Annotated in this window: 22 protein-coding genes and 1 pseudogene; 11 read left to right on the forward strand and 12 right to left on the reverse strand. The window is 64.2% G+C overall.

The features are described 5' to 3' along the window. Positions 1-10: 10 nt before the first annotated feature. Positions 11-1,722: pseudogene (kdpA, locus tag V8F63_RS15025) on the reverse strand (potassium-transporting ATPase subunit KdpA). Between the two features lie 16 nt (positions 1,723-1,738). After that, a complete protein-coding gene (locus tag V8F63_RS15030; RefSeq protein ID WP_211305980.1) occupies positions 1,739-1,831 on the reverse strand; it encodes a potassium-transporting ATPase subunit F in 93 nt (30 codons plus the stop codon). A gap of 188 nt (positions 1,832-2,019) precedes the next feature. On the opposite strand from V8F63_RS15030, the gene V8F63_RS15035 reads away from it, so the two are divergent. Beyond that, positions 2,020-2,607, forward strand: a complete 588-nt coding sequence (locus tag V8F63_RS15035) for a hypothetical protein (protein ID WP_392353908.1) — start codon at positions 2,020-2,022, stop codon at positions 2,605-2,607. Positions 2,608-3,114: 507 nt separating this feature from the next. Here the strand turns inward: V8F63_RS15035 and V8F63_RS15040 are convergent. From V8F63_RS15040 to V8F63_RS15050, 3 genes are all read right to left on the reverse strand, one after another. Beyond that, entirely contained in the window at positions 3,115-4,497 is a 1,383-nt protein-coding gene (locus V8F63_RS15040) for an MFS transporter (protein ID WP_392353909.1), read from the reverse strand. A gap of 81 nt (positions 4,498-4,578) precedes the next feature. Continuing rightward, a complete protein-coding gene (locus tag V8F63_RS15045) occupies positions 4,579-6,453 on the reverse strand; it encodes a TonB-dependent receptor (RefSeq protein WP_392353910.1) in 1,875 nt (624 codons plus the stop codon). Positions 6,454-6,460: 7 nt separating this feature from the next. Next, positions 6,461-6,901, reverse strand: coding sequence for a hypothetical protein (locus V8F63_RS15050; protein ID WP_392353911.1), 441 nt, complete (start codon positions 6,899-6,901; stop codon positions 6,461-6,463). 221 nt (positions 6,902-7,122) lie between these two features. Here V8F63_RS15050 and V8F63_RS15055 point away from each other — a divergent pair, with 221 nt between their 5' ends. Next, positions 7,123-7,896, forward strand: coding sequence for an IclR family transcriptional regulator (locus V8F63_RS15055; RefSeq protein WP_392353912.1), 774 nt, complete (start codon positions 7,123-7,125; stop codon positions 7,894-7,896). A gap of 76 nt (positions 7,897-7,972) precedes the next feature. Here V8F63_RS15055 and V8F63_RS15060 read toward each other — a convergent pair whose 3' ends face one another. Continuing rightward, complete coding sequence (locus V8F63_RS15060) at positions 7,973-8,749, reverse strand: TauD/TfdA family dioxygenase (protein WP_392353913.1); 777 nt, start codon at positions 8,747-8,749, stop codon at positions 7,973-7,975. Positions 8,750-9,199: 450 nt separating this feature from the next. Here V8F63_RS15060 and V8F63_RS15065 point away from each other — a divergent pair, with 450 nt between their 5' ends. The 5 genes from V8F63_RS15065 (at position 9,200) to V8F63_RS15085 (ending at position 12,995) form a co-directional block, all read left to right on the forward strand. Further along, positions 9,200-9,586 carry an FCD domain-containing protein gene (locus V8F63_RS15065; RefSeq protein WP_392353914.1) on the forward strand — a complete coding sequence of 129 codons (387 nt, stop codon included), beginning with the start codon at positions 9,200-9,202 and terminating at the stop codon, positions 9,584-9,586. A 31-nt stretch (positions 9,587-9,617) separates the two neighbouring features. Beyond that, on the forward strand, positions 9,618-10,475 hold the full coding sequence (locus V8F63_RS15070) for an aspartate dehydrogenase (RefSeq protein ID WP_392353915.1): 858 nt from the start codon (positions 9,618-9,620) through the stop codon (positions 10,473-10,475). 9 nt (positions 10,476-10,484) lie between these two features. Then, positions 10,485-11,168, forward strand: coding sequence for a GntR family transcriptional regulator (locus tag V8F63_RS15075; RefSeq protein ID WP_392353916.1), 684 nt, complete (start codon positions 10,485-10,487; stop codon positions 11,166-11,168). 62 nt (positions 11,169-11,230) lie between these two features. Beyond that, positions 11,231-12,454 carry an FAD-dependent monooxygenase gene (locus V8F63_RS15080; protein WP_392353917.1) on the forward strand — a complete coding sequence of 408 codons (1,224 nt, stop codon included), beginning with the start codon at positions 11,231-11,233 and terminating at the stop codon, positions 12,452-12,454. Positions 12,455-12,467: 13 nt separating this feature from the next. Beyond that, a complete protein-coding gene (locus tag V8F63_RS15085) occupies positions 12,468-12,995 on the forward strand; it encodes a cupin domain-containing protein (RefSeq protein WP_392353918.1) in 528 nt (175 codons plus the stop codon). Positions 12,996-13,520: 525 nt separating this feature from the next. Here V8F63_RS15085 and V8F63_RS15090 read toward each other — a convergent pair. From V8F63_RS15090 to V8F63_RS15100, 3 genes are all read right to left on the reverse strand, one after another. Continuing rightward, positions 13,521-13,940, reverse strand: coding sequence for a hypothetical protein (locus V8F63_RS15090; RefSeq protein ID WP_392353919.1), 420 nt, complete (start codon positions 13,938-13,940; stop codon positions 13,521-13,523). Between the two features lie 201 nt (positions 13,941-14,141). Further along, complete coding sequence (locus V8F63_RS15095) at positions 14,142-14,957, reverse strand: alpha/beta hydrolase (protein ID WP_392353920.1); 816 nt, start codon at positions 14,955-14,957, stop codon at positions 14,142-14,144. Positions 14,958-14,971: 14 nt separating this feature from the next. Beyond that, entirely contained in the window at positions 14,972-16,132 is a 1,161-nt protein-coding gene (locus V8F63_RS15100) for a Rieske 2Fe-2S domain-containing protein (RefSeq protein ID WP_392353921.1), read from the reverse strand. A gap of 98 nt (positions 16,133-16,230) precedes the next feature. On the opposite strand from V8F63_RS15100, the gene V8F63_RS15105 reads away from it, so the two are divergent. Continuing rightward, the gene (locus V8F63_RS15105; protein WP_392353922.1) at positions 16,231-16,833 is read left to right on the forward strand and encodes an FAD-binding oxidoreductase; all 603 of its coding nucleotides are present in this window, start codon (positions 16,231-16,233) and stop codon (positions 16,831-16,833) included. Between the two features lie 58 nt (positions 16,834-16,891). Further along, complete coding sequence (locus V8F63_RS15110) at positions 16,892-17,221, forward strand: hypothetical protein (protein WP_392353923.1); 330 nt, start codon at positions 16,892-16,894, stop codon at positions 17,219-17,221. On the opposite strand, the gene V8F63_RS15115 is transcribed toward V8F63_RS15110, so the two are convergent. Then, positions 17,218-18,180, reverse strand: coding sequence for an asparaginase domain-containing protein (locus V8F63_RS15115; protein ID WP_392353924.1), 963 nt, complete (start codon positions 18,178-18,180; stop codon positions 17,218-17,220). The two genes, V8F63_RS15110 and V8F63_RS15115, sit on opposite strands and share 4 nt — an antisense overlap. Before the next feature lie 57 nt (positions 18,181-18,237). On the opposite strand from V8F63_RS15115, the gene V8F63_RS15120 reads away from it, so the two are divergent. Then, positions 18,238-18,474, forward strand: a complete 237-nt coding sequence (locus tag V8F63_RS15120; RefSeq protein WP_392353925.1) for a Rieske 2Fe-2S domain-containing protein — start codon at positions 18,238-18,240, stop codon at positions 18,472-18,474. 85 nt (positions 18,475-18,559) lie between these two features. On the opposite strand, the gene V8F63_RS15125 is transcribed toward V8F63_RS15120, so the two are convergent. After that, positions 18,560-18,724, reverse strand: a complete 165-nt coding sequence (locus V8F63_RS15125) for a hypothetical protein (RefSeq protein ID WP_392353926.1) — start codon at positions 18,722-18,724, stop codon at positions 18,560-18,562. Between the two features lie 444 nt (positions 18,725-19,168). Next, entirely contained in the window at positions 19,169-20,512 is a 1,344-nt protein-coding gene (locus V8F63_RS15130) for a gamma-glutamyltransferase (RefSeq protein WP_392353927.1), read from the reverse strand. On the opposite strand from V8F63_RS15130, the gene V8F63_RS15135 reads away from it, so the two are divergent. After that, positions 20,467-21,426, forward strand: a complete 960-nt coding sequence (locus V8F63_RS15135) for a bile acid:sodium symporter family protein (protein WP_392353928.1) — start codon at positions 20,467-20,469, stop codon at positions 21,424-21,426. The two genes, V8F63_RS15130 and V8F63_RS15135, sit on opposite strands and share 46 nt — an antisense overlap. Positions 21,427-21,502 lie beyond the last annotated feature (76 nt).

Raw genomic sequence — 21,502 nt, forward strand, 5'->3', positions numbered from 1 at the left:
GATTATCCGATCAGAACCGGGCCACGACCTGGAGCATGTCGAAATGCTCCCCGATCGGACCCAGCGAGAGGGCGGGGAAGAACTGCAGGCCGCCGAGGATCAGGATCACCCCGATCAACAGGCCGATGAACAGCGGGCCATGGGTCGGCAGGGTCCCGGTCGAAGGGGCCAGCTTGGGCTTGGCGACCAGGGCGCCGGCGACAGCCAGCACCGCGACAGCCGGCACGAACCGGCCCAGCAGCATGGCCAGACCCAGGGTGGTGTTCCACCAGGGGGCGTTGGCGGTCAGACCCGCAAAGGCCGAACCGTTGTTGCCGGTCGCCGAGGTATAGGCATAGAGGACCTCGGACAGGCCGTGCGGCCCCTTGTTCAGCAGACCGGCCAGGGCTTCGGGCAGGACCGCAGCCACGGCCGAGAAGCCCAGCACCGACAGCGGCACGACCAGAACCGACAGCATGGCGAACTGGATCTCGCGCGCCTCGATCTTCTTGCCCAGGTATTCAGGCGTGCGACCGACCATCAGGCCCGCCACGAAGACCGCCAGCATGGCCATCAGCACCATGACGGCGATGCCCGAGCCGATCCCGCCGGGCAGGATCTCGCCCAGTTGCATCAGGAACATGGTCACAGCCCCGCCCAGCGGCATGTAGCTGGCGTGCATGGAGTTGACCGAGCCGTTCGAGGCGCCGGTCGTCTGGGCCGCCCAGGCCACGGAGGCCGGGACGCCGAAGCGGACCTCCTTGCCCTCCATATTGCCGACCGAGGTCTCGACCCCGGCGGCGACCAGAGCCAGCGCCGGCTGGCTTTCGATGACGTAGAGCGCCGAACCGGCGGCGCCCAGCAGGAGGATCGCGGCGATCACCAGGGCGCGCACGTCCTTCTTGGCCAGGACGCTGCGGCCAAAAGCGAAGAAGGCCGCCCAGCCCAAGACGTTGATGCTGATCGCCGTGATCAGCGTCGTCAGCGGCGTCGGGTTCTCCAGCGGGTGGGCCGAGTTGACGTTGAACACGCCGCCGCCGTTGATGCCCAGTTGCTTGATGGCCAGCTGGCTGGCGGTCGGGAACAGGCTGATCGTCTGCGATCCGCCTTCCAGCGTCGTCGCCTGGGCCGAGGCCGCCAGCGACTGCACCACGCCCAGCCCGGCCAGAACCACGGCCACGATGAAGGCGATGGGCAGCAGGACATAGAGGCTCGTGCGCGTCAGGTCGGCCCAGAAGTTGCCGACGCCCTCGCCGCGATTGGCGATGAAGGCGCGGGCGAGCGCGGCGGCGATGGTCGCGCCTGTGGCCGCCGAGACGAAGTTCTGCACCGTCAGGCCGACCATCTGGGTGAAGGTCGACAGCGTCGTTTCGCCGCCATAGCTCTGCCAGTTGGTGTTGGTGACGAAGCTGACGGCCGTGTTGAAGGCCAGATGCGGGCTGACGCCGTCAAACCCCTGCGGGTTCATCGGCAGGACTCCTGCAGACGCAGAATGGCGTACAGCAGGACAAAACCCGTCAGGTTGAAGGCCAGCAGGGCGCCGGCATAGCCCAGCCAGCCCTGGCTGCGCGTCGGGTCCACCCCGGCGGCGCGATAAAACAGGCCCTCGACCGGCTTGAGCACCGGGTCCAGCCAGGTGCGTTCGCCGTTCCAGACGCGCGACATATAGATCCCGATCGGCCAGCCGAGCATGACGGCGAGGCCGAGGGTCAGGGCGATTTCCGCCCAACCTTGAATGTTCATCTTGAGGCGGCTCCGCTCAGAACCGCTCGGGGCGCAGCAAGGCCGCGACCATATAGGCGGCGATGACGAGGGCGCCGGCGCCCCACAGGACGTTCAGCACCATCGTCACAACCTCTTCAACGCAACAGCGAGGGCGGCGAAGGCCAGAAAAGCCCCGCCGCCGATCGCCAGAAAAATCACATCGGCCATGCCGACACCTCCAGCTCGACTGAGAGCCGGAAGAGACGCCCTGAGGACCTAAGCGGGCCATGTGGAAAGCGCGGCGGAACATAACGCCTGCATAAGGGCGCGCTTTGCTTGAGACGGTGCTGCGGCGATGCATCCAGCCTGATCAAGGCCGACGCCAACCGCCAACGCTGCGTGCCCGGCGACGAAGGCCTGCCGCCCGAGGCCGCCAGCCGCGCTATCGACGAGTATCTGGCCGTGCTGGACGAGGCCGAAGCGACGGCGACCCGCACCGTGATCGAGGGTCCGCGCGAGCATCATGATCTGCGGCCCGCCCGGCTGGGGGCGGACACGGCCTATGGTGCGGCCGAGATGCGGGACTGGCGGGTTCACGGTCGGCGTGACTTCTCGACGCCCCGGACCCAAGCGCCGCCTGGTGACACCCTGCACTATCGGGCTAGTACGGCCGACTGCCGGGCCTGCGCCGTCAAACCCCGCTGCTGCCCCAATACGCCGATGCGCAAGGTCCCGCGCTTCATCCAAGACGGCGCCCAGGACTCCGCCCGCGGCATCGCCGAGACCGACGCCGACGACCGCGTGAGGCGGGAGCAAACCGCAGCGTCCGCTTCAAGCGGCGATCTCAGCAGCCGCCTTTTTCAACGAAATCAGTCAGAAGCTGACCTAATGAGCCGCATCGAGCCCACTGCGCCCCTTCCGTAGATCTACCACCGCAGACCCGAGGGACCGCACTCGCCGAACGCGACCGCGCTACCCCTCTTTCTCATTCCCACTCGATTGAGTCGATTTCCATAAGAAACTGTCATCAAATGGCTTTTCTCGCCACCCAGCGTCAAGACCGACATGTTCGCCGACGGAATTGGCACGCTATTGAAAAATCAGAGCAAATGATCTCGAGTAAATTTCGAGTGATGTTGAGACCTCTTTCTGCCTATTGACGGCTGATCAGAGATGTCTCGTGCTCAGAATTTTTCAACGTACACTTGGATATTTGACGATCTCGAGCCACGAGAATGCCGTCACCAGGCCTGCTCAGCCCCCTATGGGTTAGGCGTCAGGCTGCAGAGCGCTTGCAAGAACCCGCGTCAAAGGACCATTGACCGAGTATCCTTGTGACTGACAAATCCAGCAAACAGACCGCCGCCTAACCGCCGAGACTCGTGCTCCGCACCGAGCTTCATCTCATCGGCCCACTTGCGACACCGCCATTTATGACATGGAGTGCAACGGTCGGTCCCCGCAGCGCTTCAGCCTAGCCCCGCGCTGCGTGGCCTGGATCTCGATGAAATGAAAGCCCGGCTCCGGGTGCTCCGGCAGCCCAGGTTCGATCCTACGTCGTTGACAGTGCCGCCCCCGACGCCGCTCGCCATACGGCCGCAGGAGCAACACCAGGCCGATGGCCGCGACGCAAATCGGCCCGCCCAAGGCGAGGATGGCAGCGTACGACCCTGTCTGGTCGAAGACGAGTCCGAAGACCAGCGGCGCCACCCCCATGGCGACCATGATGGCCGAGAACATGACCGAAAATATCTGGGAGAAGGACGACAGGCCGAAGTAGCGGCTGATCAGATAGGCCAGCATGTCGACCTCAGCGCCCAGGCTTCCTCCAAGCAGGAGCGCTGCGCCGATAAAGGCCCAATATGGCATCGGAAAATTCAATGAAAACAGTCCCACCGCCGAAAGTGAGAAGAAGAGCAAGGCAATCTTTCGAGCGTCAAATTTGTCGAGAAGAAAGCCAATAAGCAGCCTGCCGCCAAAGGCGGCCAGACCGAATAGGGACGCGATCGACGCTGCGGTCGCCTCATTCAAGCCTCGAGACATCATCAAGGGCACGAGGTGCGGCATCAGGCCATAAAGCGCGAAGGCGAGGCCGACGAAGACGCTGCCGAGCACCCAGAAATCGCGCGTGCGCATCGCCTCCCTCAGACTCATGCCTTCGACCGGCGCCGGCGCATCCATATCCGCCTCGGCCCCATCAGCCTTCAGGCCGACTTCTTCGGGCGTCTCCTTGAGCAGGACATAGACAAGCGGCAGGGTGACGAACAGCAGGATGCAACCCAAGCCGATGTAGTTGCCGCGCCAACCGAACTCGGACACGAGCGCCGCCGATAAGACCGGCACATAGGCGAACCCCAATCCCGTACCACTGCCCGCTATGCCGATCGCCAGACCTCTGCGCTTATCGAACCAGGAGGAGAGGATCCGCATATAGGCGACGCTGTTAGTGCCGACGGCCAGGGTCCCCATGACGAGATAGAGGACGAGAAACTGCCAGTAGCTTCGGATGAAGGGCGCCAGCAGAAACGCCACACCGAGGATAATCAACGACGGCAACAGCACCCTGCGCGGTCCCCAGCGGTCCACGAGACGTCCGGCAACAGGCATGCAGGCCGCCGTCGACAACATCATCAGCGAGACGGCGCCGCTGATCTGGGAGAGGCTCCAGCCGAATTCCTCGGCCAGCGGACCGCTGACCAGGCCCATGGACGCCAACCCGAAGGCGGCGGGACCGGTCGATATGCCGAACAGGGCGACCACCACCACCAGCCAACCTCGGGTGAAGGGACGCGACGAAAGCGTGGAGATGGACATGAAGCCGAAAGCCTGAACCAAAAGAACAAAGGATCACAGGACAGGGGGACCGCCTAGCGGTCCCCCTGTCCGTCGGCGACTTTAGAAGTCTCGGCTCAGGCGCAGGCCCACCGTCCGGGGGCGCGTCGTGTAGACGCGGAAACCGTCGCCGGTGACGCGCAAGCCGATCTCAGGCACGGCGTCGGCGACGTTTTCGACGAAGACTCCGCCGGTCCACCCTTTGTAGGTGACCCCGCCCGACAGGTTCAGCAGGAAATAATCGTCCAGCCGCGCCATGTTGGGATCCTGGTCATTGAAGCTGGTGTAGGCGGAGCCGCGATAGTTGAAGTTGGCGCCGATGCGCCACGTCGAGTCCGCGCCCAAAGGCGCTTCATAGGAGATTTGTCCCGCGTAGGAGATTTTCGGAGAGTAGGAATCCGATCGCCTTTTTCGCCCGCCGTTTCGGCGGTGCTTGGAAGGTCCGCGGTCAAGCGGGCGTTGGTGTAGGTCGCGCCCAGGTTGATGAAGAGACCCTCGAACGGGCGGGCCGTGATCTGGGCTTCGACGCCGTCGACGGCGCTCTTGCCCGCATTGGCGATGAACGCAAAGGTCCCCCGGATCGGTGACCGATACCTGCTGGTTGGACCAGTCGATATGATAGGCCGCCAGTTCGACATAATACCGTCGATCCGCGAGGTAGGATTTCACACCGATTTCATAGTTCCACAGGTCGTCAGACGTATAGGCGGCCGGCACCGTGACGCCATATTGCGCCGCGCCTTCCGCATCATTGACGCCGCCTGGGCGGAAGCCGGAAGCGATCCGCGCGTAGGCTGTGGTGTCCGGCGTGATCGCGTAGGACATGGCGAAATTGTAGCTGATGTTGTCTTCGCGGCTCGACTGGTCGAGCGCGATCCGATCAACCGTCTGCACCGGCGAGGTCGGGAACCTGAGGGCCTGCGAAACGGATTTGAACTCGCCGATATCCGCATTGTAGTAGCGAATGCCGCCGGTGAGGTTCAGCTTGTCCGTCGCCTGGTAGGTCACTTCCGTGAAAAGCGCATACTGGTCCACCGTGGACACAGTGCGGGCGGAGTTGATGTCGGAGGTGGCGAAGCCGTTGGCGCGACATTCCATTACGGTGACGCATGGGGGAAGACCTGTGGCGGGGTCCGCCAGGACCGCCATGGAATAGGTGTCGGACTCCTGCTTGCTGTAGAACCCGCCGACCACATATTGAAGCGGACCGTCCAGATCAGAGGCGTATCGCAGTTCCGTGGACAGATTGCTCAGCTCCTGGCCCTGGCTGTAGGCGAGAACGCCCGGAATGCCGAAACGGCGTGCCGTAGGCGTGCTGTCACGCAGGAAGGCCATGTCGCGCTTCAGCAACGAGGTTGAAGCGGTCAGGGTGCCGTGATCCAGAAAGATGTCCGCGACAGCGCTGTAAACATCCGTGGTGTCCTCGAAATTCTCCTGGGTCGGCGCCGAAGTCCGATAGGGTCCGAGGTCATTTTCGAAATACTGGGACCCGTCCGCTTCCTGCTTCTGCCGCAGAAGCGTACCCGTCAAGGTAATGCGGTCATTGGGTCGAGCCAAGGCCATGATCCTGCCGCCCGTAACCCGTTGGTCATTGACGTTCTCGGCTTCCAGCGGCCCGACGCGGTCGATATAGCCGCCGCCGCTGTCCGCCCAGCCTACGGCCCGGATCGCCAGCTTATCCTCCACCAACGGCAGATTGAGATAGCCATCGCCCTGGTAAAATGGGTTGCCGTCGGAGACTGTCGCTGCAGACGCGCTGAATCCGGCCGCAAACCCCGATGGGTCGGGCTTGTTGGTGACGATCCGCATCGTGCCGGACATCGAGCTGGCGCCGAACAAAGTCCCTTGCGGACCCTTCAGAATTTCAACCCGCGCGATGTCATGAAGCTGGATGTTGGGCTGATTGTCGCTGCCGCCATCCAGGCCGATGCCGGTCATGACCGTTTCATCGAAGTACAGCCCCACCGTCGGCTTGCCCGACGACGAAACCCCGGATGATGATCTGGTTATCGCCGATGCCGCGGTTGTTCGTCTGAACGGATGGATTCAAACGAGTGACGGCGTCCATGCTGAACGCCTGGGTTTCCGAGATGGCGGCCCCGGTCAGCGCCACGACGGCCACGGGCGTGTCCTTGGTGCTTGCTTCCCGTCGGGTCGCGGTCACAACGACATCGCTCACTTGAGCGGCGCGCTGACCTTCGGCCTCTTCTGATTGGGCCATGGCCGCGCTCGACCACGCGGATATGGCTGCGACCGAGCATGCGGTCAGGAGCATGAACTTATGAGTTTTTTCCACCGCTTTACCCTCTGTGCGGCGGTCGAAAACATTCACTGATGTCGACGCGGCCTCGCCGTTCTGATGCGGCGATGACCAGTTCGTCGGCAATCGGATCCCCTCTCGACCCCGTGCTGGTGAACAAGTCCTCAGGCGAACCCGGTGACCTGCCTCTCAGGAGATGACGTGGCCCTCCTAGCTGAGGACCACGTCCGCCTTCCCGCCCACTCCGTCCCCTCGACTTTGTGTGACGATATGACGATATGAGGTAGTCACGACTATCATATTAGGGCAACACTTCCCTCAAGCCGGTTCTCAAGAGGTGAGAGTTCATGACCCAACTCAATTCGCGGACCTTGGACAAAGCGCTGGACCTCCTGCTCGCCTTAGGCGCCGATCAAGGCCGGCGCCCCTTCGCCCAGGTGGCCGACGATGTGGGTCTGCCCTTCTCCACCGCGCGGCGTTTCGGCGCGGTTCTTGAAAGCCGCGGCCTGATCATTCGCCAGCAAGCCGGCCGCTATCTCCCGGGCCCCGCCTTGCTGGAGATCGGAGAAGCGATGCCGCGTCGGCGCGTTTTCGCCGATCTGGTCCGCCCCATCCTCAGCCTTCTCTCACGCCAAACCGGGATGACCGCCCACCTCGGCGTCCTCGAAGACCAGATGGTCACCTACGTCTGCAAGGCAGGCGAAGGGGTGTTCACACGCGAAGGCATGCAGTTGGAAGCCTATTGCTCGGGCGTCGGCAAGGTGCTGCTCGCGTCTCTGGCGGACGCCGATCTGGAACAGTACCTAGCGGCCGGAGCACTTGTCGCGCTTACCCCAAGAACCATCATCGACCCCGCGCATCTACGCGAAGAACTTGCGGAGGTCCGGCGCCAGGGCTGGGCGATGGAAGACGGCGAAGTCATCGAAGGACTTGCTTGCCTGGCCATTCCGCTTCGTGACCGCGAGGGTCATGTGTGGGCGGCCGTGTCCATTTCCGGAAGCCAGCAGAGATTCAATCCCCGCGCCCGAACGCGTCACCTCCTCCAACTCGCCAAGGCGGCGGAGGCCGTGTCAGCTCTGCCCGTAACCCTGTCCCCCGCCGATGCTGCAACGGCGGCCTAGCCCAGCCTTCATGCTTTAACGAGGAAACCCCGCCGCAGGATTGCGACGGGGCTCCAGGCCGCTCGGACTTCTGGCGTCAGACGACGGTCTGGTCGCCGTCCTCGATCTGCACCCTGTATCCGGAGCGGACCTGGGGGTAGTAGTCCCAGATGGCCAAGTGCTGGGTGCATCGATTGTCCCAGAAGGCGACCGAGTGCGGCTCCCAGCGGAAACGCACCTGGAAGTATTCATTAGCGCAATGGTCGAAGAGGAACTTCAGGATCGCATCGCTTTCCGGTTGATCCAGTTCATTGATGCGCGCCGTGAACCCGCGGTTCACGTAAAGCGCCTTACGGCCCGTGATCGGATGGGTGCGGATGACCGGATGCACGGCGATCGGGAACTTTCCTTCCGGATCGAACCGGCCGAAGGCCAAGCGACCGTCGTGGGTCGCCGTCAGGCCTTCGAGATAGGCCTTCATACGATCCGAAAGCGCGTCGTAAGCCGCATACATCGAAGCGAAGGCCGTGTCTCCGCCTAGGGTCGGCAGGGTGTGCAGATAAAGGATGCTGCCCATCGGCGGGACGGCGGCGCAGGACATGTCCGTATGCCATTCTTCGCCGGCCACGTGCTTGGAGTTCTCATCCGCGTGCAGCTTACGAACCTCCGGATGATCCGGCAGGCCTTTCAGCGCATGAATCTGGAGCGGCCCGAAACGCTGTCCGACGTCTTTCAACGACGCCGGATCAAGCGGTTGATCGCGAAAGAAGATGACCTGATGTTCGCCGATCGCCTGGCGGACCTCGTCGAACTGCTGATCGCTCATCGCTTTCAGATCGACATTGCCGATGATGGCGCCGATGCGCGGCGTCAAAGGTTCGACCGTGATGCTCTTGTACATTCCGCCCTCTGAGACATGCGGGCTGCGGACGATGGCGCCGCAAGACCGTTGATTTGCACTGTATGCCGTATACCGTATGCCTCGGCTGTCCAATCGCCGTCAGGGCCGTCTGGACGGCCGACCTCTCAAATCTTGATAACTTCAGAGCACCGCCTTGCCGCAAAGCGCCCGCATCCCCGCCCCCTTGCGCCTTCGCGATCAGGTCTATGATCGCCTGCGCGCCGATCTGGAGGAGGGGCTGCTCCCGCCCGATCATCGCTTCGTGGAGGTGGAGTTGGCCGCGCGATACGGCGTCTCCCGCACGCCGGTGCGGGAAGCCCTGCTTCAGCTCTCGCGAGAAGGCGTTCTTGTGCCTCTGGATCGCGGCTACGCGTTCAACAAGGCCGACCTGAAGCAGATTCTCGACCGCCTGGAGATCGTCGGATGCTGGATGTCCAGGTTTCCCGACGCGCTGCGATGGAGGCGACGCCTCACCACCTTCGCCAGGCTCAAGCTGCCTTTGAACGGGCTCGGACGGCGCACCGCGCCGGTCGACACCGCGCCTTTGCGATCGCCCAGGGAGAATTCCGCAGCGCCCTACAGGACGCCTGCTCGAACGAGACGCTCCGCCGATGCTCGGCGCTTGTGGACGACAGTTTCCGCTTTCTGCGCCTTCGCCTGTTCGAAGATCCGACCAACCGTGAACGCACGCTCGCGGCCACCGAGGAAATCCTAGAAGCTGTGCGCTCCCAATCGCCCGATAGCGCGGAAACGGCGACTTTGAGGTTCCTGGACGCCCTGGAAGAATTCCACAAGTCCGCAGCCGGTTGAACTTCTTCCGTAATATCGTCATACAAAATATATGACGACAATCGCCCTGCCCCGTCTCGCCCTGATTGGTTATGGCGCCATCGGCGCGGAGATCGAAGCCTGCCTGAAACGTCTCGGCGAGACTGATCGGCTTGTCGCTGTTCTGGTGCGCCCGGGCCGATCCGCACCGGCGGCGGTTCATGATGTAGAGGCCCTGATCGCGGCGCGCCCCGAGGTCGTGATCGAGTGTGCCGGCCATGAGGCCGCCCTCGCCTATTGCCGCCCCCTGCTGCGAGCCGGGATCGACGTGCTGTTGTCGTCCATCGGCATCCTGTCAGACGACGCGGTGCTCGCCGATCTGACCCAGGCAGAAGCGGAAGGCGGCGGGCGCCTTCTGCTTGGCGCAGGGGCCGTGGCGGGCCTGGATGGCCTGACCGCAGCCGCCCTGGCCGGCGTCGACGCGGTCACCTACCTCTCCTACAAGCCGCCTCATGCATGGCGGGGGACGCAGGCTGAACAGACGATCGACCTGGATCACGAGGTCGAGGAAGTGGTCTTTTTCCAAGGATCCGCCCGACACGCCGCGCGCGACTATCCCAAGAACGCCAATGTCGCGATCGCCGTGGCGCTCAGCGCCCTCGGCCCTGACCGGACCCAGGTCAAATTGGTGTCGTCGCGAAAGGTGACCGATCCCCTCGGCGTCATCGAGGCGGAAGGAGCCTTCGGCCGGTTCAGATTCGAAGTCCTGGCGCTTGCCGCGCCGAGTAACCCCAAAACGTCCGCCCTTACGGCCTACAGCCTGCTTCAATGCGTCAGATTGGACGCGGGTCTGCCTGTGCTGCTACTGCCGGGTGTTAAGACGATAGCGATGTTCACCCATGCGGATCGGTTCGCCGAAACCCGCGCCTGAGAGAGCTTCATGGAAACCGAAGACCTGCGCATCGAAGAAGGGCCGACGCTGGTCCGCGAGCACGCAGCGCGCAAACTGAGAGACGCGATCGCCGCCGGCCTGTACAAGCCCGGCGCCCGCTTGGTTGAGCGCGAGCTCTGCGACGCTCTCGGGGTCAGCCGGACCTCAGTTCGCGAAGCCATGCGCCAGCTGCAGGCGGAGAACCTTATCCGCGTCGGTCCGAGACGAAATATCAGCGTCGCCATCCTGACGGTGCAGGACGCCCACGACATCTATGAGCTTCGCGAGATGGTCGAGCCGGTCGCCCTGCGGCGCTTCATCGTCGCAGCGGACGCCGCCGCCATGAAGCAGGTCTCCGAATCCTGGGCGATCATGCGCAAGACCTTCGCAAAGCGTGATGCTCTCGCCTTGGCGCGTGAGGCCACCCGTCTTTATGAGCATTTCCTGACCCACTGCGGCAGTCCGGTCTACCGCGATACGGGCGTACAGCTGCTTAATCGCGTGAGCTATCTGCGCCTTGCCGCCATGTCCTCGCCGGGCCGCCTTGAAAGCGGGATGGAAGAGTGGCGCGCCATCGTGGAGGCGACGGTTCAACGCAATGCAGACGCCGCCGCCGAAGCCTACGTCGCCCATATCCGAAACGCCCGGCTCGCGATCGAACACAAGCTCGCGGCCAAGGATGACGCCATCTAATATTTTATGATTGTCATACAAACATAGGCTTCCTATCCTGCCTTGAGCAGGAGGGTTTGAAGATGTCTGTCGACGATCGCGTTCTAATCATCGGCGCCGGCCCAGTCGGATCGGTGCTGGCCCTGGCGCTGCGCCAGGCGGGCGTCAAGGTCGCCCTGATCGAGAAACTGCCGCGCCCGGATCACGACTGCCGGGCCGCGAGTTGCCATCCGCCCACCATCGCCATGCTGGAACGACTCGGGCTTCTGGAGGCGGGCCTTGATCAGGGCCTGGTTTCACCCGTCTTCCACTATCTGGACCGGCTTTCGGGCCAACTCGTCGGCCGTTTTGATCTTCGCGCCATGCAGTCCCCGCCCAAGCACGCCTATGTCCTGCAATGGGAACAGTGGAAGATCGCTGAAACAGTTCTCGAGCGCCTCCAGGCGGATGAAGGCGTCGAACTTCTTATGGGTCACGAACTCTTCAGCTTCTCGCAGGACGATCAGGGCGTGACGGCTATCATTGGCGATCCGGACGGGCGCCCAATCAGCCTGACCGGTCGCTATCTCGTCGGCTGCGACGGCGGGCGCAGCACGGTCCGCAAGCTCGCGGGCATCGAATTCGAGGGCTTCACCTGGCCGGAGCGTTTCCTCAAGATCGACACGCGCCACGACTTTTCGACGCTCGGCTCACACATCTCCAATCGTAACTATTTCTCCGCGCCCAATGATTGGATGAACCTCTTCATGGCGCGCGGCGAGGACGGCGAAGGCATGTGGCGCGCCGTCAGCCCCGTCGATCCCGACACCACGGATGAGGCGGCGACCTCTGCGGAGGCGGTGGAAGCCCGGCTGCAGCGTTTCTGCCCGAAGCCCGGCGCCTATGACATCGTCACCACCGCCATCTACCGGGTGCACCAAAGGGTGGCGAAAACCTTCAATCTCGGCCGCGTGCTCCTCGCGGGCGACGCCGCTCACGTGAACAATCCGGTCGGCGGCATGGGCATGAACGGCGGCATCCACGACGCCGTCAACCTGGCCGACAAGTTGGCGGCGATCTGGTTCGATAAGGCTGACGCCGCAGCGCTCCTCGATCGCTACACGCGCCAGCGGCGAAAGGCCCAGATCGACGGCGTCCAGGCGCAGAGCATCGCCAACAAGACGCTCCTGGAAGAGCAGGATCCGGAGATTCGGGCGGCCAAACTCCAGGACATCCGCCGGGCGTCGGCCGACCCCGACCAGCACGACGCCTTCATCCGCAAATCTTGCATGATCGACAGCTTCGCAGCCGCCGAAGCCGTCCTCTAAAGGAGACAACGACATGGACCATATCGCCCGCCACGCCCGCCCGGCCCATCTTGTCGAGGCGTCGCTGGAAGACATCATGGAATGCTACGTCAAACGCTTCAGCGACACCCAGGCCGACTGGAACGCCTTCTCGGACGCCAGCATCGAAGGCTATCACCGGGCGCAGCATCGCTTCGTCGGCGCCGGCGCTTCCGGCAAGCACGACGACGCAGGCGTCATTCCCGCCGGGGCCTTCACTCTGTCGATCATGAACGTTCCCCCTGGTCAGGGAAACGCGCCGCACACCCACGAAGTGGAAGAGGTCTTCTTCGTTCTGGAGGGCGAATGCGTCGTCTTCATCGAGGACGAGGCGGGCCGCCGGTTGTCGCAGACCCTGAAGCCTTGGGAAATGATCTCCTGTCCGCCCGGCGTCATCCACGGCTATGTCAATGAGTCCGACGCGCCCTGCTTCCTTCAGGTCATGCTGGGCAAGGGGCGGCCCGAGACGGCCGGTTTCGCGGACAGCGCCCTGTTTGAACAGCGCGACGCTCATCTCGCCTGAGCCAAAGCCGCAATAAAGGAAGGCGGGCGGAGTATAGAACTCCACCCGCCTTTTTCTCGCCCGCGCAGTCAGGTACAGGGCGTGAGCGCGACGCCTCCCATGCCGCTCGCCCATTCAGGCACGGCCTCATAGAAGAGACGCTCTCCGCGACAGCCGGGCATGGCCCCCGCCAGGGCGATCCAGGCATTGACCTCAAGCCCGCCATTGCCCGCCTCACGCAGAATGTCGGAGTTAGACAGGCGGGCGAGGTCGGCCCCCGCCCCTCTATCAGGTCGGCGATGAAGCCCTCGTCCCATTCGGCGTTGACGCGGCCTTCCTCCGGCACGCCGAGCCAATGAGACAGCCCCCCGCCTGCTAGGATCGCCACGGTTTCGTTCTGAGGCCTCGACACCTCCACATAGGCGCGCAGTCGACGGCCTAGATCATAGGATTGGGCCGGCTCCAGCGCCTCGGCGAAAACGGTGTTGAGATAGAAGGGCGCCACCGCCAGGTTGCGGTCCGGATCGACAATGCCGAGAGGGATCATCATCCCATGATCGGGCCGGACCTCGCTGAAAGCGGCCGCCCTACCCTCCAGAGCCTTGACAAGGCCCCGGGCGAAATCCGGCGCCCCCGGATCGGATCGAGGGGAAGACCCATGTCGCCGTAAGGCGTAAAGGCGTCATCCACAGCGATCCCGACCGGCATGGGCCGCTTGAGGCTGAAGTTGTTGAGATGATCACTGGAGATCATCACCAGCACATCGGGTTTGAGCGCTCGCAGCTGAGCCCCCAGACGCTTCATGCCCTCGAACACCCGTTCGGACTGCGCTTCAACGCCTTGGGGCGCGCCTAGGACGTGCGACATGGCGAAGCCGCCGACAATGCGTCCCATCATGCCCTCCTGTCGAAATAGTGACTGATCGGGAAGAAGGGCATGGTCGGCCGCTTCGACCAGATCAGCCATTTGATCACATAGTTCCCGTGTATGCCGATGGCCGAAAGCTCGTCCCGAGAGCCCTGGCGAAGAACCGCACGCTGTTCGAGAGGAACTCCGAAACGGTCCATGAGACCGTCGATGTCCGTCTGAATCAGCGTCCGATCCGTCGGGGTCGCCACCAGATACTCAATCAGGGCGTGGATGGCGGCCGGCGCCTTCCTCCCACGATCAGGCCTCCCGCGTCAGGAAGCGTTCAACCGCAGCGTTGAAGTCGTCCGGGACCTCGATCATTGCCCAATGACCGCAGTGCGGGACGATATAGCCCCAGCTGTTTTCAAAAAGCTCGAGGAACCGGTAGGCCCGGGGCAGGATCGAGACCCCGTCCTCCTTGCCGTTCACCACCAGAACCGGCTGCTTGATCGTACGGAGTCTTTCCTCGATGTAGTTCAGCGTACCCTTGCGGGTTTCCGCATTGATCGCCGCCAAGGCCGCGCGTGAGGCAGGATCGTCGACAATGTCGAAACGGTACCGCACCATCTCATCGGTCGGGACGAAACCCGGCGCCGTCAGGCCGCCGATGACGCGGCGCATGCCCTCCACAGTGAAGTCATACTGAAGGTTGTGCATCAGCTGCGGCGACGGCTTTTCGGGAATGGGAAGCCCTGCGCTCCCCATAAGGACCATGCGGCCGATCAGGTCAGGGCGGTCCAGCGCCACCCCAATCGCGGTGGCCCCGCCCATGGAATTGCCGACGATGTCCACGCCGACCAACCCCATGGCGTCGAGGAAATCAGCCATGTGTCGGTTGCGGCCGGGCTGATCGTAGACATAGCCGGCGGGATCCGGCTTGTCGGTCAGGCCGAAGCCGATCATGTCCGGCGCGATGACGCGACGGGTCTTGGAGAAATGGGCGATGGTCGCGCCCCAGTTGCCGCGGCTATCCGCGCCTGCGCCGCCGCCGTGGACCAGGACCAGCGGGTCGCCCTCGCCGGCTTCCAGATAATGGGTCCGGACGCTTCCGGCCTGAATGAACTTCGATTGCATGTCGTCGCCTCCCCTCACCGGAGCTTCTCGGGCGTCTGAATGCCTCGCCCGTGCCGGCTCGCCACGCGGCGCCATTCCAGAAGGGTGCTGTCGGGCTCGCACAGCATTTCATCGACCCAACCGTAGTCGTCGGCGTAGAAGGGTTCCGTCACTTCGCGCGCCCAGATGTCGTCGCCGTTGAAGCCGTCCAGGCCATGCGGCTTCCAGATGCTCTCGAAGTCGCTGGCGAAGGCGTTGCGGTCTTCTTCCGTCTGGACCTTCTTCCCGATGGTCTGGACATAGAGGTGGCGCTTGGCGTCCAGCGGCACATACCATTCGAACTGCGTCAGGCCAGGGTTCGGGAAGCTGTCGACCTTGAGCACGCCAGGCAGCCAGATCGATGTGCCTACCGAGGCCGAGGTCCCATGCACCTGTTCTGAACGGGGCCCGCTGATCACGACCTGACCGTCGATCACCCCATCCCACACCGGATCGTGCTGGCTGAAGTCGTCGGTGACGCCCTTGGGGCCCTCTTCATCTTCGACCACCTGGACGGCGCCCGGGCGCGGCGTATGGCCGATCGGGAAGTTGAACGTGCGGTAGTGGCGCAGCGTCGTGTCCTTGTGGATGAAGATATGCAGGCCGTCGAAACCGTTCTCGGCGCCCAGGCGCCAGTTCGAGTCGACCACGCGGTGCTTGCCCAGGACCATGAGGTCTTCGTCGAGGAAGCCGGGCGGCACGTCGCGAGCCAGAGGATGAACCATGTCCTCGTCGCCGAGGAAGATGAAGATCAGGCCCTGGGCCTCCTCCACCGGATAGGTGACAATCTTGCGCCGACCGATCAGGCGGCTGTCAGGGACCGCCAAGATGTTGACCAGATCCCCGGTTTGGAACCGGTAGGTATAGCCATGGTACCAGCAGGTAATGGTGTCCTTGGTGAAGCAGTCCGGCTTCTGCGACAAAGGTACGCCCCGGTGCAGGCATCGGTCCCGCATCGAATAGACGACGCCGTCGATCCGCTTGATCAGCAGCCGCTCGCTGAGCAGTTCGACCACCTGAAGCTGTCCCTCGCCCAGCTCGTTCGAGAAGCGGACAGGGTACCAGTGGTTTCGGAAGCCCAGTTTGGCCTCCACGTAACCGCGCCAGTCTCCGACCATCTCCGCGACGTCCTCCCGGACGATCGATTCCTCACTCATGCCCTGCTCCCTCCGCGCACTTCGGCTGACAACCGCGCCAGCTCTTGATCTCAGACTATATGATTGTATGACAAAGTAGCAAGATGCAGAGAGGCGCCATGTTTCACGCACAGCTGAAGTTCCAGGACGGAGCCGCCGTCAACGTTCCTGTAGAAGCCGGAGAGGCCCTCGCCGAAGCGGCGGCCCGCCTGGACCTGCCCATGCGGCATGATTGCCTGTCCGGCGACTGCGGAGCCTGCCTTTGTCGGGCGACGTCGGGAGTCGTCGAAACCGATCCGACAGCCCTGTTGTCGCCCGAAGAGCAGGCCGAAGGCCTAAGACTCGGCTGCCAGACGCGTCTGGCTTCGGACGCGGTTTTCGAACTGGATTATCCGCTTCATCCGACGCCGTCGGCGGCCGATCGCTATGAGGCGGAGGTCATCGGCCTGGACCGCCTCAACCCCACGACCACGCGACTCGTCCTGCACCTGGAGAACGCGGAGAATCTGGCGTTCGCGCCGGGCCAGTACGTCCGTCTTCGGCCGCCGGGACTGAGGGTCGCACGGCCCTATTCCATCGCCAGCACGCCGGACGCCCTGCCCGAGATGGAGCTATTGATCCGCCATGTCGCCGGCGGCGCCGTATCCGGCTGGCTCGAAAACCAGGCCGAGCTCGGGCAAAAGGTCCGCCTTCAGGCGCCTGGGCGGCTTTGCGCTCGATGAGCGCAGCCCGCGCCAGATCTTCATCGGCGGCGGCACCGGCCTCTCTCCGCTCCTGTCGATGATCCGCGCGGCGCGCGGACGATCCGGCCGCCGTCTGCTCTGCTTCGGCTGCACCGCGCCGCTCGACCTCTTCCATTTGGAAGAGCTGAGGGCCCTGGAAGCCGATCGGCCGGACCTCGAGGTGAGGATCGCCGTAATGCGAGGAACGGCGACAGGCGCCGAGACCGGCACGGCGGTGGATCTGCTCCGGCAAGAGGACCTGGAACCGGGCTGCGCCGTACACCTCTGCGGACCGCCCGCCATGGTGACCGCGGCGCAGCAGTTCCTCAGAGGCGCCGGCGTGGCGTCCCACGCCATCCGCGCCGAGCGTTTCGCGCCCCGAGCCTAGCGGTCTTTCAGCCAGTCGAGGATCAAGGCCGAGGCCTCGGAGATCGTTCGGTGATCGCCCAGGGCGCAGGCGATCAACATCCGCGCCCGCCGTGCGTCCATATCCCTCATGAAAATCGCGCCGATGTCCGACAATCGGCGTCCTGAAGCGTAAGCGGGCGCGGCCTCGCCCTCGAAGCAGCCCGCAACGACCCCGACCAATCGCCCCGCCTCGACCGCCTTCTCCACCACCTGGATGACGCCGGGCGAAGCATTGCCGCAGCCCAGGCCCTGGATGACCATTCCATCCAGACGGGACGCCGCCGCTTCCACCAGACGCCCGTCCGACCCTAGCCCCAGAGTGACGATTTCGACCGCAGCCGCCGGCGCGTCGGACAACGGCAACGCGGGCCTCGGCTGGCGCGCGGCGAGCGGCGACGCCGCTCCACACCGGCCGACCACCGCCGCATCGGGACCGAAGGCCTGCAAGGCTTGAGCGTGAACCTTGCGCGCCCGCGTCGCCGAGAGGACGCATCCGCCGAACACCACCAGGACGCCGGACGCCGCGGCGCCTCGCCTGGCCGCCGTCAGCACCGCGTCCGTCAAATTTCGCAGGCCGTCATAGCCCAGCTCCGATGGCGCGCGCTGAGAACCGGTGAAAATCACGGGCTTGGAGGCCGGAACGATGAGGTCGCACAGAAAGGCGGTCTCCTCCATCGCGTCCGTGCCGTGGGCCACGACCACGGCGTCGACGGCGGGGTCAAGGCAGGCCCCACGGACCGCCTGCGCCACGCTCATGGCGTCGCCAAAGGTCATGGCTTCGCTCAAGCCGCGATAGACGGAGCGCGCCTCTATCGTCGCCCAGGGCGCGGCCTCAACCAAATGCGCCAGGATATCGTCGCCCAGAGCCCCTCCATCGAAGCCGCGCCCTCGGTCCACGGCGCTGATGGTGCCTCCCGCGTCGAGCATCACCAGATGCATTGCAATCCCTCCTGAGTTTTATATGATTGTATGACAAACTATGGAGGGATTTCCAGCGTGTGCGCACTTACCCGTCTTTGTTCCGTCGACGATCTTTCGCCCGGCGAAATGCAGCTCATCGAACTTGAGGGCATGGACCCGCTTCTGCTCTGCAACAGCGAAGGCAGCTTTCATCTGGTGGACGACGAATGCACCCACGCCATCGCCTCGCTCTCAGAAGGCCGGCTGGAAGGCCATACCGTCTTCTGCCCGCTGCACGGGGAAGTTTCGACGTCCGCAGCGGCAAGGCCCTGACCCTTCCCTGTAAACAGGCGCTGCGCACCTTCCCCATCATCGTCGAGGACGGCGCAGTCTTTCTGCGACGCGGCTGAGTCTGCGCTCAGCGCCCGACGGCGTAAGCCTGCATCAGCCGGGGCGTCGCAGCGCCTCGCAGCACGCCGCCGGGTTCCCGCAGCGCCGCAGTCAGCCGCCCCGCCGTCCACGCCGCCGTCGTCTGCACCTCGTGGCCTCGGCGGCGTAGATCCGCGATGAGCCTCGGGTCCATAGCTCTCCTCCACCACGGCCAGCCCGGGAAGCGCTTCGCGCGGGAAAAAGGAGGACGGGAAATGCAGGCTGTGGAACAGCGGTTGGTCGATCGCCTGCTGCAAGGTCTTGCCGCCGTGCAGATATCTCAGGATCAGGGCAGCCTGCCACTGATCCTGTTGGTCGCCGCCGGGCGTGCCGCAACTCAGCCACCGGCCGTCCGGCCCGCGCGCCAGGGTCGGCGTCAGCGTCGTCCGCGGCCGCTTTCCTGGGGCCAGGGAGCCGGGCAGGCCGTCTTCCAGCCAGAACATCTGCGCCCGCGTGTTCAGGGCGAAGCCGAGCTCCGGCACCATGGGAGACGACTGGGGCCACCCGCCTGACGGCGTGGCGCTAACAACATTGCCCCACCGGTCGATCACATCGAGATGTACGGTGTCGCCCGGTCGCCGCGTGGGCTGGAGGTGGATCATCGTCGGCTCTCCGACGCCGATGCCGCCGCTGAGATCGGAAGCCTCCTCACCTGCCCCAGGGCCCGACGCGCCTGGTCTTCAAACCCCGGGATCAGTCCGGGCCGGATGACGCTCGAAGCCGCCGGCGCGATCAACGCGGCCCGCTCCCGTCCATAGGCGTCGGACAACAGGATCTCGAGGGGAACGTCGACGAATTTGGGATCCCCGTAATAGGCCTCGCGGTCGGCGAAGGCGAGTTTGAGCGCCTCAAGGATCAGATGGACGCCCTCAGCCGTCTCCAAGTCGATCTCGTCGAGATCGAACGCCTTGAGAATGGACAGAGTCTGCAAAAGGACCGGCCCCTGCCCCCAGGTCGCCGTCTTGTAGATGCGCCACCCAGCGTAATCGATCGACACCGGGGTCTCATAGGTCGCCTCCCATTCAGCCATGTCCTGGCCGGTGATCAGACCCTTGTGAGGACGTCCGCTGGCGTCCATGAGCGGAACGGCGGAGGCGAAACGGTCGATCGCTTCCGCCACGAAACCCTGGCTCCAGGCTCGGCGCATGCGATCGATGCGGGTTTCCCGGCTTCCATAACCTTGCGCGCCCAGCAGCCGCCGCCACGTTTCCGCCAGAACCGGATTTCGGAACCAGCCGCCCGCCTCGGGCGGCCGGCCTCCAGGCAGCCAAACCGGCAAGGATGAAGTCCAATGGATGCGCAGCGCATCGGCCACGTCCGCCAACGCGGCGGCGGCGCCCGCGCTCATGGGGAAACCTTGAAGCGCGTATCCCATGGCCGGTTCGAGGACGGTCGTCGGTTCAAGCGTTCCGTAATCACGAAGCAGCTTCATCCAGGCGTCGAACGCGCCCGGGGTCACCGCCGCGATCAATCCTGAACCGGGCACCATGTCCAGGCCCAGGCGGGCGAAGGCTTCAATCGTCGCCGCGCGCGGAGCAACACCCTGGCCGCAGAGCACCTGGGGCTCGTCCTCGCCCGCCGGGCGGAACAGGATTGGAACCTCGCCTGCTGGGCCGCATAGGTGCGGCTCGACCACCAAAAGAGCGAACGCCGCCGCCACGGCGCCGTCGAAGGCGTTTCCGCCGCGCTCGAGCATGGCCATTGCGGTCTGGGACGCAATCCAGTGCGTCGACGACGCCATTCCGAATACGCCGTAGATATCCGGCCGCGTCGTGAACATGTCCCACCCCGTCGTGTTGCTATTATCTTTGTATGACAATATTATAGAAAATACGCAATTGGAGGTGAGCGATGCGTCGCGTTCTTTCCTACATCGACCGTTACAGCCTTGCGCTGATGGGCACAGTCGTCCTCGCCTCCCTCCTGCCGGCGCGGGACGCATTCGCCGAGGGGCTGGGCCTTGTGACCACGGCGGCCATCGCCCTTCTCTTCTTCCTGCATGGAGCCAAGCTGTCGCGGGAAGCCGTTGTGGCCGGCCTCCTGCACTGGCGGCTTCATCTGATCGTACTGGCGGCGACATTCGTCATCTTTCCGCTGGCCGGGCTCGCGCTTCAGCCGCTGGCGGCGGTCCTGCTCGGAAGCGCCTTGGCGGGCGGACTGCTGTTTCTCACGCTGTTGCCCTCGACCGTACAATCCTCGATCGCCTTCACCTCCATGGCCGGGGGCAATGTGCCGGCGGCGGTCTGCGCCGCCTCGCTGTCCAACATTCTGGGCGTGTTCCTGACCCCGTTGCTGGTCGCCGTGCTGATGTCCGCCGGGGGAAAAGCCGGCGTCTCGATCGACGCAATCTGGAAGATTATGCTGCAGCTCCTGGCCCCCTTCGTCGCCGGTCAGTTGCTTCAGCCATGGGTCGGCGCCTGGATTCGTAAGCACAAGGCCCTGACCACGCAGGTCGATCGTGGCTCCATTCTGCTCGTCGTCTACGGGGCTTTCAGCGCCTCGGTCGTCGAAGGACTCTGGTCTCAGGTGTCAGCGCTCGACCTGGGCGTCCTGATCGTTCTTTGCTGCGCCCTCCTGGCCTTCATCATGGGCCTGACAACCTGGATCGCCCGGCGCGCCGGGCTCTGCCGCGCCGACGAAGCCGCTCTGGTGTTCTGCGGCTCCAAGAAAAGCCTGGCCTCCGGCGTGCCGATCGCCGGCGCCATCTTTCCGGCCGCCCAGGCGGGCGCGATTCTCCTGCCCCTGATGATCTTCCATCAGATCCAGCTGCTGGTCTGCGCCGTCATGGCTCAACGGTATGCCGCACATCAGGACACGGAGGCGTCCGCACAGCTTCAACAGGACGCCCCGGCCTGAGGCTCGCGCCCGGCCGGACCCCCTTCGCCTGATCAACCTCCAGAAACAAAAAAGCCGGGGCCTGAGCCCCGGCTTT

Origin of the sequence: Brevundimonas sp. LF-1, from assembly GCF_037055305.1 — a bacterium.
GTDB classification, from domain to species: Bacteria; Pseudomonadota; Alphaproteobacteria; order Caulobacterales; family Caulobacteraceae; genus Brevundimonas; species Brevundimonas sanguinis.

Bases quoted from the DNA above. Each gene is read 5' to 3' on its own strand.
- V8F63_RS15115 (WP_392353924.1), bottom strand. From the start codon at position 18,180: ATGCATCTGGTGATGCTCGACGCGGGAGGCACCATCAGCGCCGTGGAC.
- V8F63_RS15085 (WP_392353918.1), top strand. From the start codon at position 12,468: ATGGACCATATCGCCCGCCACGCCCGCCCGGCCCATCTTGTCGAGGCG.
- V8F63_RS15130 (WP_392353927.1), bottom strand. From the start codon at position 20,512: ATGCGTCCCGCGCCGGCAGGAGGGAGGCGAGGACGACTGTGCCCATCA.
- V8F63_RS15040 (WP_392353909.1), bottom strand. From the start codon at position 4,497: ATGTCCATCTCCACGCTTTCGTCGCGTCCCTTCACCCGAGGTTGGCTG.
- V8F63_RS15105 (WP_392353922.1), top strand. From the start codon at position 16,231: ATGTTTCACGCACAGCTGAAGTTCCAGGACGGAGCCGCCGTCAACGTT.
- V8F63_RS15125 (WP_392353926.1), bottom strand. From the start codon at position 18,724: ATGGACCCGAGGCTCATCGCGGATCTACGCCGCCGAGGCCACGAGGTG.
- V8F63_RS15080 (WP_392353917.1), top strand. From the start codon at position 11,231: ATGTCTGTCGACGATCGCGTTCTAATCATCGGCGCCGGCCCAGTCGGA.
- V8F63_RS15100 (WP_392353921.1), bottom strand. From the start codon at position 16,132: ATGAGTGAGGAATCGATCGTCCGGGAGGACGTCGCGGAGATGGTCGGA.
- V8F63_RS15110 (WP_392353923.1), top strand. From the start codon at position 16,892: ATGATCCGCGCGGCGCGCGGACGATCCGGCCGCCGTCTGCTCTGCTTC.
- V8F63_RS15070 (WP_392353915.1), top strand. From the start codon at position 9,618: ATGACGACAATCGCCCTGCCCCGTCTCGCCCTGATTGGTTATGGCGCC.
- V8F63_RS15090 (WP_392353919.1), bottom strand. From the start codon at position 13,940: ATGGCTGATCTGGTCGAAGCGGCCGACCATGCCCTTCTTCCCGATCAG.
- V8F63_RS15045 (WP_392353910.1), bottom strand. From the start codon at position 6,453: ATGACCGGCATCGGCCTGGATGGCGGCAGCGACAATCAGCCCAACATC.
- V8F63_RS15065 (WP_392353914.1), top strand. From the start codon at position 9,200: ATGCTGGATGTCCAGGTTTCCCGACGCGCTGCGATGGAGGCGACGCCT.
- V8F63_RS15095 (WP_392353920.1), bottom strand. From the start codon at position 14,957: ATGCAATCGAAGTTCATTCAGGCCGGAAGCGTCCGGACCCATTATCTG.
- V8F63_RS15135 (WP_392353928.1), top strand. From the start codon at position 20,467: ATGGGCACAGTCGTCCTCGCCTCCCTCCTGCCGGCGCGGGACGCATTC.
- V8F63_RS15055 (WP_392353912.1), top strand. From the start codon at position 7,123: ATGACCCAACTCAATTCGCGGACCTTGGACAAAGCGCTGGACCTCCTG.
- V8F63_RS15075 (WP_392353916.1), top strand. From the start codon at position 10,485: ATGGAAACCGAAGACCTGCGCATCGAAGAAGGGCCGACGCTGGTCCGC.